The sequence below is a fragment of the Pseudomonas sp. GW821-FHT09C09 genome (genome assembly GCF_059418105.1).
Map to the genome: position 1 here is coordinate 346,427 of NZ_JBWKPF010000007.1, position 11,787 is coordinate 358,213.

The window sequence follows — 11,787 nt, forward strand, 5'->3', positions numbered from 1 at the left end:
AACACAAAACGGTCATCTATTTGTCATGACGGAACCGCAATCTGAATCCGTCCGCATACAACAGGTTGATAAAAACAAGGACGACTGGAATGCCAACACAGAATCCGCACCGCATCGTCGGTTTATGCACCTCGAGCAAGGTGTACAACGCACTGACCGAGCTCAAGCACCTGGAAGGCCATCGCACGGCGAAGTTTGTGTCGCTGCTGGCGGAAAACCTGGTGCGCAAGGGCTTGCTCAACGAGCATGAGATCGTGCACATGCTCGATCAGGTGGTCGATTGACCCGGCCCTCAACGGCATCAATGTCCACTATCGAAAGCGTTGATTGTCCCTGAAACGGCCAAGTCCCTAAGGTAGCTCCATAGATTGATGGAGGTACTTTTCATGGCACAGGTTCAAATCATGTCCGTTGTCGGCAGCGCGGTTCCCGCATCCCTCAGAGAGCTTGGGCTGCTCGCCTGCTGGTATCTGGTGCGCGACGGCGAACCGGTCAGCGGCCCGCTCACCTCTTTGCCCGCCGCCCAGGCACTGTCGCAACGACTGATCAACGGCCCGTTCAAGGCTTAAGGCAACTGCACTTTCGGTCTGGTTTCGACGAACAGCGCCCAGCTCGACATGAACAATGCAGCGATCAGCGGCCCGATCACGAAACCGTTGAGACCAAACACCGCCATCCCGCCCAGCGTCGAGATCAGGATCATGTAGTCCGGCATGCGCGTGTCCTTGCCCACCAGCACCGGACGCAGCACGTTATCCACCAGGCCGATCACGAACACCCCGAACAGCCCCAGCACCACGCCCTGCCAGATCATCCCGCTGAGCAGGAAGTAAACCGCCACCGGTGCCCAGACAATCCCGGCCCCCACCGCCGGCAACAGCGAAAGAAACGCCATCAACACCGCCCAGAGCAACGCGCTGGGTATGTCGAGAAACCAGAAAATCGCCCCGCCCAGCGCGCCTTGCGTAATGGCCACCAACAGGTTGCCTTTGACCGTGGCGCGCACCACCCGATTGAACTTCAGTTGCAGGCGCCGCTTGTGGTGTTCCTCCAGCGGCACCGCCGTGCGCACCTTGCGCGCCAGTTCGGCGCCATCGCGCAGAAAGAAGAACAGCAAGTACAACATGATGAAAAAGCTCACCACGAAATCGAAGGTGCCCTGGCCGAAACTGAACGCCTGGCTCGCCAGCACCTGACTGCCCTGCATCGCCGCCTTGACGATCTTCTCGCGCAAGGCATTGAGTTCGCCCATGCCGAAACGGTCGAGCAGATGCTGAAAGTACGGCGGCAAGCTGTGCTTGAATTGCGCCAGATACGCGCCTATGTCGAGCTTGCCGCTTTCGATGTTGTCGTAGAGCATCGCCCCTTCCTGCACCAGCAACACGCTGATGACGATCACCGGCAGAATCGCGATCACCACGCAGACACTCAGAGTGCAAAGTGAAGTCAGGTTGCGTTGCCAACCGAACTTCTGCTGCAACCGGCGCTGCATCGGCGCGAACACGATGCCGAGAATTACCGCCCAGAACACCGCGCCGTAGAACGGCAGCAGGATCCAGATAAAGGCGACGGTCACCAGCAGCAACAGCACGGTGAGGGATTTGAATTGCAGACTCTTTTGGTTCATGTCCGGTCCATGTCAGTCAGGCGCCACGCGCACTCGCCCAACTTAGTCAGCCCACGCCCGCGCGAGTGCCATCTTTGTTCATGGAGCATAGATCCAGATCAATAAACCCTCGCCGCGCCTCGTTTACCCTCCCGCGCTTTTGCGACCGACACCGCCATGACGCCCTCCTTCACCCCGGAATTGCTCGCCCCCGCCGGCACCCTGAAAAACATGCGCTACGCCTTTGCCTACGGCGCCGATGCGGTCTACGCCGGCCAGCCGCGTTACAGCCTGCGGGTGCGCAACAACGAGTTCGACCACGCCAATCTCGCCCTCGGCATTCGTGAAGCCCAGGCCCAGGGCAAGCGTTTCTATGTGGTGGTCAACATTGCGCCGCACAACGCCAAGCTCAAGACCTTCCTCAAGGATCTGGCGCCGGTGATCGACATGGCACCGGACGCGCTGATCATGTCCGACCCCGGCCTGATCATGCTGGTGCGCCGGCACTTTCCGCAGATGCCGATTCATCTGTCGGTGCAGGCCAACACGGTGAACTGGGCGAGCGTCGAGTTCTGGCAGCAACAGGGGCTGAGCCGGATCATCCTGTCCCGGGAACTGTCGCTGGAAGAGATCGGCGAAATCCGCGAGCAAGTGCCGGGCATGGAGTTGGAAGTGTTCGTCCACGGCGCACTGTGCATGGCCTATTCCGGTCGCTGCCTGCTCTCTGGCTACATGAACAAGCGCGACGCCAATCAGGGCACCTGCACCAACGCCTGCCGCTGGAAATATTCGGCGCAGGAAGCCACCGAAAACCAGCTCGGCGAAATCGTACAGACCTTCGAACCGCAGCCGACCCTCGGCCTCGGCGCCCCTACCGATCAAGTGTTCCTATTGCAGGAAGCCAACCGCCCCGGCGAGATGATGCCGGCCTTCGAAGACGAGCACGGCACCTACATCATGAACGCCAAGGATCTGCGCGCGGTGCAGCACGTCGAGCGTCTGACCCGCATGGGCGTGCACTCGCTGAAGATCGAAGGCCGGACCAAATCCCACTTCTATTGCGCGCGCACCACCCAGGTTTACCGCCGGGCCATCGACGATGCGGTGGCCGGTCGCGAATTCGACCGCAGCCTGATGACCGATCTGGAATCCCTCGCCCAGCGTGGCTACACCGAAGGTTTCCTGCGCCGTCACGTGCATGACGAATACCAGAATTACCAGAACGGCAGCTCGGTATCAGAGCGTCAGCAATTCGTCGGCGAGTTGACCGGCGAGCGCCGGGACCGGTTGGCCGAGGTCAAGGTGAAGAACCGCTTTGCCCTGGGCGATCACCTGGAACTGATGACGCCCCAGGGCAACTTCCATTTTGATCTGCATGAACTGCAGAACCTCAAGGGTGACGGCATCGACGTGGCGCCGGGGGACGGGCACACGGTGTACTTGCCGATTCCGGATGCCGTGGATTTGCGCTTCGGCTTGTTGATGCGCGACGTGACCGGAGCCTGATCCGGCTCAGACAAACTCCTCGCGCAACATCGCCACAAACGCCTCACGCGCCGGGTGCACCCCGGCGTTTTCATGCCAGTAGAACAAGTTGTCGATGGCCGTCAGTTCGGGGAATTCGTAACCCGCACACCCCGCGCCTTTGGCGTACTGCTCGAACACACCTTTGGGCACCAGGGCCACGCCAGCGCCGGCACTCACGCAACCGACAATCGCCCCGTAACTGGCCAGGCTGACAATCGGCAACGCCAGGCCCTGACGCAGCAGCCAGTGCTCAAGCGCGGCGCGATATGGACAGCCCTGCGGCCACATGAACACGGTCTTGTCCTGCAAATCGTCGAGGTTTCGCACCGGCCCGAACGAGGTCGATGCGATCAGCAGCAATTCTTCGCGATACATCGGCGTGCGCTTGAGCTGGGAGCGCTCGACGTCCACCGCGACGATCGCGCCGTCCAGACGATGGCTGACCGTATCGTCGAGCAACTGGCCCCAGGTGCCAGTAGTCAGTTCCAGCGCCACATTCGGGTAGCGCTTGTGAAATTTCGCCAGCAGACGTGGCAGACGCCCGGTGGCCGAAGACTCGATGGCGCCGATGCGCAGCGGCCCGGACGGCTCGGCGGCGGGATCGACGGCGCGTTTGGCTTCGGCAGTCAGCGCCAGAATCTTCTCCGCGTAGGCGAGAAAGGTCTGCCCCGCCGGACTGATCCGCAGCCCTCGCCCCTCGCGCAGAAACAGCGCCACCCCCAGTTCCGCCTCCAGGGATTTGATCCGCGCCGTGATATTCGACGGCACGCAAAACAGCTTTTCAGCCGCCTTGGCGATGCTGCCGACCTCGGCCACGGTCTTGAACATGCGGATTTGCGCCAGCTCCATAATCATCACTCTGAGTGAACGGTTCGCGCAGTATAAGTCAGTTGTGGCGAATGATTGGCCGCCCGGATACTCGGTGCATCAACCTTCCTGGTGCCTCGCTCATGCCCTCCACTTCGCCTTTGAAAATCCTCTTGGCCATGGCCTTCGTCGTCGGCTGCTGGGCCTATTCGCCGACCGGCATCCACATCGGCCTGCAAGCCTACGATCCGGGTCATCTGGCGTTGCTGCGGTTTCTGCTGGCGTCGCTGTTCATGGCCGTGATTGCAGGCTTCAAGGGCATTCACCTGCCGCGCCTACAGGACTTGCCACTGTTGTTTGCCTTGGGCTTTTTTGCCGTCAGCCTGCATCACGTGGTGCTGAACATCGGCCAGCAAAGCGTCAGCGCCGGCGCGTCGAGCGTGCTGGCGCAATCGACGCCGCTGTTCAGCACGCTGCTGGCGCGGTTTCTGTTCAAGGATCGGGTCAGCGTCTGGCGCTGGGGCTGTGTGCTGACGGGATTCGTCGGCGTGGTGATTGTGGTGAGCGGCGATCGCGGCCTCGGCAGCATCGACGCCCACGGTTTGCTGATCCTGCTGGCGGCGGTGTCGTGGAGCGTTTACTTCGCCCTGCAAAAACACCATGCCCGGCGCTACGACGGGCTGACGCTGGTTTGCTACACGGTATGGTCCGGCACGCTGTTGCTGTTGATTTACTTGCCGGGGCTGGCCGACAGCGTGGCCAGTGCGCCGCTGCGGGTGCAATGGGCGGTGCTCGCTCTGGGCGTGTTTCCCAGCGCCCTCGCCTATCTGGCGTGGGCGTTCGTGCTCAAGCATGTGGACTTGAGCCGGGCGACGATGACGCTGTATCTGATTCCGCCGACCGCGATGGGGATTGCTTCGGTGGGTCTGGGCGAACGCCCGACGCTGCTGGTGCTGGTGGGTTCGGCGGTGGTGTTGATCAGTGTGCTGGCGTTGAATCTGGAGCGGCCGGCGGTGGTCCGGGCCATCGAGACTTGAGTCGCGCCGGCGTCAGGCGCCGCCCGCCGAAAACCGGTCACGACTGTTGCTCAGGTGCAGCCACATCGCTGCCCGCGCCGCCTCCGGATCCTGGCGTTTGATCGCGTTGAAAATCGCCTCATGCTCCAGGTTCGCCAATTGCCCGAGCTTGCTCAAATCCACCGCCCCGCGCTCGGCCGCATTGACCCGGGTGCGCGGAATCATCGCGCTGCCCAGGTGCTGCATGATTTCGGTGAAGCAGACATTGCCGGTGGCTTCGGCAATCAGCAGATGAAAGCGCCGGTCGGCCTCGACGCAGCTGTCGTTGTTGGCCAACAGACGCTGATAGTCGTCCAGCGCCTGGCGCATCTGCAGCAGTTGTTGCTCGGTGCGGCGCTGCGCGGCCAGTGCCGCCGCTTGCGTCTCCAGCCCCATGCGCAATTCGAGAATACTGCGCACGCCCAGCGCGGTGTCGACATTCAGTCGCAGCCCCTGCTCCGGTGCTCGCTCGATCACGAACGTGCCGATGCCGTGCCGCGTCTCCACCAAACCCGACGCCTGCAACTTGGAAATCGCCTCGCGCACCACGGTGCGGCTGACGCCGTGTTCCTGAACGATCGAGTTCTCCGACGGCAGCTTGTCACCCGGCAGCATCTGGCCAAGCAGGATGCTCTGGGTGAGTTTTTCCACCAGGTCATGGGCCAGGTTGTGCGCGCGTTTGCGGGCGGGGGCGTCGAGGTCTTCTTGCATGGTCGGATCCGGTGAACGGGGCAAGCCGATCGTAGCACTGCGGGCGATGACTTGTATGAGCTCCTATGATTTCAGGCGCTCAACTTGTATGACAACAAACAATTTTCGCTAGAAAACTTTCACTGGTTTCACGCCAGCACTCCACATTCGCTGGCCTGGCACTCTGCTCCTCGGCCCGCAACCACCCTTTAAAGCCCAACAAATACGGCACTTCAAATCCAGAAAAGCATAAAAACCCTTCGCCGTAGATAAATTTGATTGAGTGCACCCACTTGTAGGACAAAAAAATGCAGTTGTATGATGTCTATCAACAACGCAGCACCCAGCCACACCCCGCATAAAAATAACGAGTGGGAGAAAACCAAGTGAACTCATCCATTGCCGGGATGAACGAGGCCGCCGATTCGGTGCTGTCCTCCGCCATTGCCAAAGTCAAACGCCACGTCCTGCCGCTGTTCGTGATCATGTTCATCGTCAATTACATTGACCGGGTGAACATCGGCTTCGTCCGCACCCACATGGAACATGACCTCGGCATCGGTGCCGCGGCCTACGGTTTCGGTGCCGGGCTGTTCTTCATCGGTTACGCGCTGTTCGAAGTCCCTTCTAACATGCTGCTGCAAAAGGTCGGCGCGCGAATCTGGCTGACCCGCATCATGCTCACCTGGGGCCTGGTGGCCGCCGGCATGGCGTTCATCCAGAACGAAACCCACTTCTACATTCTGCGCTTCTTGCTCGGCGTGGCCGAGGCCGGGTTCTTCCCCGGGGTGATCTACTACTTCACCCGCTGGTTGCCGGGGGCCGAGCGCGGCAAGGCGATTGCGATCTTCCTCAGCGGTTCGGCCGTGGCCTCGCTGATTTCCGGCCCGCTGTCCGGCCTGCTGTTGCAGATAGAAGGTCTGGGTCTGCACGGCTGGCAGTGGATGTATTTCATTGAAGGGATGTTCTCGGTCGGCCTCTGCGTGTTCGTCTGGTTCTGGCTCGACGCCAAACCCCACGACGCCAAGTGGCTGACCTGCGCCGAGCAGGATGCGCTGGTCAAAGCCATCGACGACGAACAGAAGGCCCGCGAAGCCGCAACGCCGATCCGACCGTCCCTGGGCAAACTGCTCAAGGACCGCCAGATCATCCTGTTCTGCCTGATCTACTTCTTCATTCAATTGACGATCTACGCCGCGACGTTCTGGCTGCCGAGCATCATCAAGAAGATGGGCGAAATGAGCGACTTCCAGGTCGGCCTGTTCAACTCGATTCCATGGCTGCTGTCGATCATCGGCATGTACGCGTTCGCCTCGTTCTCGGCGAAGTGGAAACACCAGCAGGCATGGGTGGCCACGGCATTGCTGATCGCTGCTGCGGGGATGTTCATGTCCACCACCGGCGGGCCGATCTTCGCTTTTGTCGCGATCTGCTTCGCCGCACTGGGTTTCAAATCTGCATCGTCGCTGTTCTGGCCGATCCCGCAGGCCTATCTCGATGCGCGGATCGCCGCTGCCGTGATCGCGCTGATCAACTCGGTGGGCAACCTCGGTGGCTTCGTTGCCCCCACCACGTTCGGCTTGCTGGAACAACACACCGGTTCGATCCAGGGCGGCCTTTATGGTCTGGCCGCAACCTCGATCATCGCCGCGATCATCGTGTTCGCCGCCCGCATGACACCCAAATCCGTACCTGAAGTCGCCGTGGCCGATGCCGCGCCGAAACACGCTTGAAAGGACAACGCCAAATGACCGCACACGACATCGCCAAAGCCCCGATCATTACCGAGATGCAAGTCATCCCGGTGGCCGGCCACGACGGCATGCTGCTCAACCTGAGCGGCGCCCACGGGCCGTTTTTCACCCGCAACATCGTCATTCTCAAGGACAACGCCGGCCACACCGGCGTCGGTGAAGTGCCCGGCGGCGAACGTATCCGCCAGACGCTGGAAGACGCCCGCAGTCTGGTGGTCGGCAGCCCCATCGGCACGTATCAGAAGATCCTCAATCAGGTGCGCCAGACCTTTGCCGACCGCGACGCCGGCGGCCGTGGCCTGCAGACCTTCGACCTGCGCATCACCATTCACGCGGTCACTGGCCTCGAAGCCGCCCTGCTCGACCTGCTCGGCCAGCACCTCGACGTGCCGGTGGCCGCGTTGCTCGGCGAGGGTCAGCAGCGCGACGAAGTGAAGATGCTCGGTTATCTGTTCTACGTGGGCGATCGCCGGGAAACCGACCTCGCCTACCGCAGCGAACCGGATGCCGACAACGACTGGTTCCGCGTGCGTCACGAGAAAGCCATGACCGCCGACGCCGTGGTGCGTCTGGCGGAAGCTGCCCATGCGCGCTATGGCTTCAAGGACTTCAAGCTAAAGGGCGGCGTGCTCAGCGGCGATGCGGAAATCGAAGCGGTGACCGCACTGGCCGAACGCTTCCCCGACGCCCGCATCACCCTCGATCCGAACGGCGCGTGGTCACTGAAAGAAGCGATCCGTCTGTGCCGCGACCAGCATCATGTGCTGGCCTACGCCGAAGACCCGTGCGGTGCGGAAAACGGCTATTCGGGACGCGAAGTGATGGCTGAATTTCGTCGCGCCACCGGCCTGAAAACCGCCACCAACATGATCGCCACCGACTGGCGCGAAATGGGCCACGCAATCCAGTTGCAGTCGGTGGACATTCCGCTGGCCGACCCGCATTTCTGGACCATGCAGGGCTCGGTGCGCGTGGCGCAGATGTGTCACGAATGGGGCCTGACCTGGGGCTCGCACTCCAACAATCACTTCGACATTTCCCTGGCGATGTTCACCCACGTCGCGGCCGCCGCGCCGGGCGACATCACTGCCATCGACACCCACTGGATCTGGCAGGACGGCCAGCGCCTGACCAAGGCACCGCTGCAAATCGTCGACGGCTGCGTGCAGGTGCCAAAGAAACCGGGGCTGGGCGTGGAACTGGACACGGATCAGGTGGCCAAGGCCCACGAACTCTATAAAGGCATGGGACTCGGCGCGCGGGATGACAGCGTGGCGATGCAGTTTCTGATTCCGGGCTGGACGTTCGATAACAAGCGTCCCTGCCTGGTGCGCTAAGCCTGCGCAGCCTCCAGCAGCCAGTGCCTGAACGCCGCCATCGCCGAGGTTTCCGGCCGTGACTGCAACCGCGTCAGCCAATAGCTGCCGGTGGTGATTTCGATGGCAAAGGGTTGGCGGATCAAATCCGCCGCCAGTTGCCGGGCAAACATCAACGGCGGTGCCAGTGCCACCCCGCCGCCCTGCAACGCCGCCTCCATCATCGCCAGCGACGAGTCGAACACGATGCTCTGGGGCGGCGCGGCATGGGTCGCCAGACCGGCCGCATGAAACCAGTCCGGCCACTCATCGGTGCGATAGGAACGCAGCAAGCGCTGCTGCAAAAGATCCCCCGGCGTGTGCAATTGCCGGGCGATTTCCGGCACGCAGAGCACGGTCAACGGTGCCTCCAGCAAACGGGTCGCTTCGATACCGTGCCACGCCCCGGCGCCAAACCGGATCGCGTAATCCAGCCCTTCGGCGGCCACGTCCACCCGGTTGTTGTTGGTCGACAGCCGCAAATCTATGAGCGGATGTTTCGCCTGAAAGTCTGCCAGCCTCGGCAACAACCAGCCCACGGCGAAAGTACCCACCGCACCGACCGTGAGCATTTCCCGATATTGCCCGCCCGCCAGACGCTCGAGCATCTGCGCGATATGATCGAACGACGTGGTCAGCACCGGCAGCAGGGTTTCGCCCTCGCCGGTCAGCATCAGCCCACGGGGCAGGCGTTTGAACAGGATCACGCCGAGTTGCGCCTCCAGGCTTTTGACCTGATGGCTGACGGCGGCCTGGGTCACGCACAACTCCACGGCGGCGCGAGTGAAGCTCAAATGACGCGCAGAAGCTTCGAAGGCGCGTAATGCATTCAAAGGCAATTGAGGTCGAATCATGCCCAGTCCCAAATTTTTCTAATGGCTCGTCCGAGTTTTCATCGTTTGTCGAAAGACGCCGGACTGCCTAGATTTGGCGGCGCCGATCAGCCGGCCCGACGGAAAACGCTCGCAGTGTAGCGGGATAACACCATCAACACTCATGGAGAGTGGCCCAAGCATGTTTTCGATCAACCTGAACAAACTCAAGTCCGCCTGCGCTTTCGGACTATTCTTCAGTGCCGCCACCTGCCTGGCCGCCCCGCAAACCGACGATCAGTTGCAGGCGCTGGTCAAGGCCACCGTGACACCAGTCATGCAGAAACAGGACATCGCGGGTCTGGCCGTAGCCGTGACCGTCGATGGCAAAGCGCATTACTTTAACTACGGTGTTGCCGACAAGAGCACCGGGCAAGCGGTGAGTGAAAACACCCTGTTCGAAATCGGCTCGGTGAGCAAAACCTTCACCGCGACCCTCGGTGCCTACGCCCAGGCCAGCGGCAAACTGGAATTCGCCGACAAGGCCAGCCAGCACTGGCCCGAGCTGAAAGGCAGCGCCTTCGACCAGATCAGCCTGCTGCAACTGGGCACCTACAGCGCCGGCGGCCTGCCGCTGCAATTCCCGGATGCCGCGGATTCTTCCGACAAGATGCTCGGCTATTACCAACAGTGGAAACCGACTTATCCGGCCGGCAGCCAGCGCTTGTACTCCAACCCGAGCATCGGCCTGTTCGGTTACCTGGCCGCAAAAAGCCTCGGCCAACCGTTCGATCAGATCATGACCGAAACCCTGCTGCCGAAACTCGGGCTCAAGCACACCTTCCTGTCGGTGCCCGCGTCTGAACAAAAGCTCTATGCCCAGGGCTATGACAAGAACAACAAACCGATTCGAGTCAGCCCCGGCGCACTCGATTCCGAAGCCTACGGCGTGAAAACCAGCACTTCAGATCTGCTGCAATTCGTCCAGGCCAACCTCGACAGCGCCAAACTCGAAACACCGCTGCAAAAAGCCATCGCCCTCACCCACACCGGCTACTACACCGTCGGCGACATGACCCAGGGCCTGGGCTGGGAACGCTACGCCTACCCGATCAGCCTCGAGCGCCTGCTGGACGGCAACTCCACGCCAATGGCCATGGAACCGCACAAGGTCAAATGGCTGAATCCGCCACAACCTGAGCCAGCGAACGTGCTGCTGAACAAGACCGGGGCTACCGGTGGCTTCGGCGCGTATGTGGCGTTCGTACCGTCGAAGAAAGTCGGGATCGTGATTCTGGCGAACCGCAATTATCCGAATGGAGAACGGGTGAAGATTGCGCACAGGATTCTGGGTGAGTTGACCCGGTAATCACGCAATGAAAAATGGGCGACCTTCACAGGTCGCCCATTTTTTGTTTGGGGTTTGAAAACTACGCCTGTAGCTTCCAGCCCAGTACATCCATCAGGTCGCAGCTGTCGCGCAGAGGGATTGCCAGCACTCGGGCGAAATCCTGCAGCAGCAAGGCGTCGTGGCCGGTGCCTTCTCCGAGCGAAATGGTTTCCAGCAATTGGGTCACGCTGCGTAATCGGTAGGCGGCAGTGCCGTGGAGTACGTCCAACGGGGCTTCGCGGTCGATCAGGAGACAGGGGATCTGGCAGTCGATGCCGGTGATGGGGATGTAGCGGGGTTTGGTTGATTCGGTGGAAATGTCAGGTGATTCGAAATCCGTTTTCTTCATCCGTGAAACTCCATGGGGATTGTTAAGAAAAAGCTACCCATCTCACTTCCACATGAGGGTGGCAGCTGCACGCAGGTGTGGAAGACCGAGCCAATCACCCGAACCCGGCGCACTCGAAAGCGCTCCCGCGTACAGCCACCATAAGGCCGCGATGTTGACATAAAAAATGTCTCCATGCGTTTTACGAGGCTTGGTGAATGAGTCTGAAACCGGACTTCCACATCCGACCGCTGATTTTGCAGCGGCCCAATGAGGTTATCGGCGTACGACTCAAGCCACCAGTTCACCGAAGCCGCGTCGTTTCGAAGGAAATCTCCGATGGGGTTGAAGGGCATTGTTCTGGCTAATCTAGTGAGTCACGCGACTCGTTGAAGGGGTTACTGATCGAAACGTATGAATCTAAACTTCACCGAAACAATCCCTAGCCGGGGATGACATAATG

The 11,787-nt window shown here is 60.9% G+C and carries 12 protein-coding genes; 7 read left to right on the forward strand and 5 right to left on the reverse strand.

All coding sequences use genetic code 11. From position 1 onward, the window contains the following. The first annotated feature begins 89 nt into the window (after positions 1–89). Together AC07NR_RS22850 and AC07NR_RS22855 are read left to right on the forward strand one after the other, a co-directional pair. Positions 90–284 (forward strand): hypothetical protein, encoded by a 195-nt coding sequence (locus AC07NR_RS22850; protein ID WP_085712486.1) that lies wholly within the window; start codon positions 90–92, stop codon positions 282–284. A gap of 102 nt (positions 285–386) precedes the next feature. After that, positions 387–569, forward strand: a complete 183-nt coding sequence (locus tag AC07NR_RS22855) for a hypothetical protein (protein WP_085712487.1) — start codon at positions 387–389, stop codon at positions 567–569. Here AC07NR_RS22855 and AC07NR_RS22860 read toward each other — a convergent pair. Continuing rightward, positions 566–1,627 (reverse strand): AI-2E family transporter, encoded by a 1,062-nt coding sequence (locus AC07NR_RS22860; RefSeq protein WP_495079525.1) that lies wholly within the window; start codon positions 1,625–1,627, stop codon positions 566–568. The two genes, AC07NR_RS22855 and AC07NR_RS22860, sit on opposite strands and share 4 nt — an antisense overlap. 156 nt (positions 1,628–1,783) lie before the next feature. Between AC07NR_RS22860 and trhP the strand changes: the two genes are divergently transcribed. Continuing rightward, on the forward strand, positions 1,784–3,112 hold the full coding sequence (gene trhP / locus AC07NR_RS22865; RefSeq protein ID WP_495079526.1) for a prephenate-dependent tRNA uridine(34) hydroxylase TrhP: 1,329 nt from the start codon (positions 1,784–1,786) through the stop codon (positions 3,110–3,112). Positions 3,113–3,118: 6 nt separating this feature from the next. On the opposite strand, the gene AC07NR_RS22870 is transcribed toward trhP, so the two are convergent. Next, a complete protein-coding gene (locus AC07NR_RS22870; protein ID WP_262195084.1) occupies positions 3,119–3,982 on the reverse strand; it encodes a LysR family transcriptional regulator in 864 nt (287 codons plus the stop codon). 101 nt (positions 3,983–4,083) lie between these two features. Between AC07NR_RS22870 and AC07NR_RS22875 the strand changes: the two genes are divergently transcribed. Next, a complete protein-coding gene (locus tag AC07NR_RS22875; RefSeq protein ID WP_423203877.1) occupies positions 4,084–4,977 on the forward strand; it encodes a DMT family transporter in 894 nt (297 codons plus the stop codon). Positions 4,978–4,989: 12 nt separating this feature from the next. On the opposite strand, the gene AC07NR_RS22880 is transcribed toward AC07NR_RS22875, so the two are convergent. Further along, positions 4,990–5,706, reverse strand: coding sequence for a FadR/GntR family transcriptional regulator (locus AC07NR_RS22880; RefSeq protein WP_423203878.1), 717 nt, complete (start codon positions 5,704–5,706; stop codon positions 4,990–4,992). 365 nt (positions 5,707–6,071) lie between these two features. On the opposite strand from AC07NR_RS22880, the gene AC07NR_RS22885 reads away from it, so the two are divergent. Both AC07NR_RS22885 and gudD read left to right on the forward strand, forming a co-directional pair. After that, positions 6,072–7,418: an MFS transporter gene (locus AC07NR_RS22885; protein WP_495079527.1), complete on the forward strand. Its 1,347-nt coding sequence runs from the start codon at positions 6,072–6,074 to the stop codon at positions 7,416–7,418. A gap of 14 nt (positions 7,419–7,432) precedes the next feature. Further along, positions 7,433–8,776 (forward strand): glucarate dehydratase, encoded by a 1,344-nt coding sequence (gene gudD, locus AC07NR_RS22890; protein ID WP_495079528.1) that lies wholly within the window; start codon positions 7,433–7,435, stop codon positions 8,774–8,776. Here the strand turns inward: gudD and AC07NR_RS22895 are convergent. After that, the gene (locus AC07NR_RS22895) at positions 8,773–9,648 is read right to left on the reverse strand and encodes a LysR family transcriptional regulator (protein ID WP_305834003.1); all 876 of its coding nucleotides are present in this window, start codon (positions 9,646–9,648) and stop codon (positions 8,773–8,775) included. The genes gudD and AC07NR_RS22895 overlap by 4 nt on opposite strands. Before the next feature lie 160 nt (positions 9,649–9,808). On the opposite strand from AC07NR_RS22895, the gene ampC reads away from it, so the two are divergent. Continuing rightward, a complete protein-coding gene (gene ampC, locus AC07NR_RS22900; protein ID WP_495079529.1) occupies positions 9,809–10,975 on the forward strand; it encodes a class C beta-lactamase in 1,167 nt (388 codons plus the stop codon). Between the two features lie 61 nt (positions 10,976–11,036). Here ampC and AC07NR_RS22905 read toward each other — a convergent pair whose 3' ends face one another. After that, on the reverse strand, positions 11,037–11,345 hold the full coding sequence (locus AC07NR_RS22905; RefSeq protein ID WP_495079530.1) for a hypothetical protein: 309 nt from the start codon (positions 11,343–11,345) through the stop codon (positions 11,037–11,039). Positions 11,346–11,787: the final 442 nt, after the last annotated feature.

What these genes read in the sequence shown, in the direction of transcription:
- AC07NR_RS22850 (WP_085712486.1), top strand. Translation starts at nt 90, where the DNA reads ATGCCAACACAGAATCCGCACCGCATCGTCGGTTTATGCACCTCGAGC.
- AC07NR_RS22880 (WP_423203878.1), bottom strand. Translation starts at nt 5,706, where the DNA reads ATGCAAGAAGACCTCGACGCCCCCGCCCGCAAACGCGCGCACAACCTG.
- AC07NR_RS22870 (WP_262195084.1), bottom strand. Translation starts at nt 3,982, where the DNA reads ATGGAGCTGGCGCAAATCCGCATGTTCAAGACCGTGGCCGAGGTCGGC.
- AC07NR_RS22875 (WP_423203877.1), top strand. Translation starts at nt 4,084, where the DNA reads ATGCCCTCCACTTCGCCTTTGAAAATCCTCTTGGCCATGGCCTTCGTC.
- AC07NR_RS22855 (WP_085712487.1), top strand. Translation starts at nt 387, where the DNA reads ATGGCACAGGTTCAAATCATGTCCGTTGTCGGCAGCGCGGTTCCCGCA.
- ampC (WP_495079529.1), top strand. Translation starts at nt 9,809, where the DNA reads ATGTTTTCGATCAACCTGAACAAACTCAAGTCCGCCTGCGCTTTCGGA.
- gudD (WP_495079528.1), top strand. Translation starts at nt 7,433, where the DNA reads ATGACCGCACACGACATCGCCAAAGCCCCGATCATTACCGAGATGCAA.
- trhP (WP_495079526.1), top strand. Translation starts at nt 1,784, where the DNA reads ATGACGCCCTCCTTCACCCCGGAATTGCTCGCCCCCGCCGGCACCCTG.
- AC07NR_RS22905 (WP_495079530.1), bottom strand. Translation starts at nt 11,345, where the DNA reads ATGAAGAAAACGGATTTCGAATCACCTGACATTTCCACCGAATCAACC.
- AC07NR_RS22860 (WP_495079525.1), bottom strand. Translation starts at nt 1,627, where the DNA reads ATGAACCAAAAGAGTCTGCAATTCAAATCCCTCACCGTGCTGTTGCTG.
- AC07NR_RS22895 (WP_305834003.1), bottom strand. Translation starts at nt 9,648, where the DNA reads ATGATTCGACCTCAATTGCCTTTGAATGCATTACGCGCCTTCGAAGCT.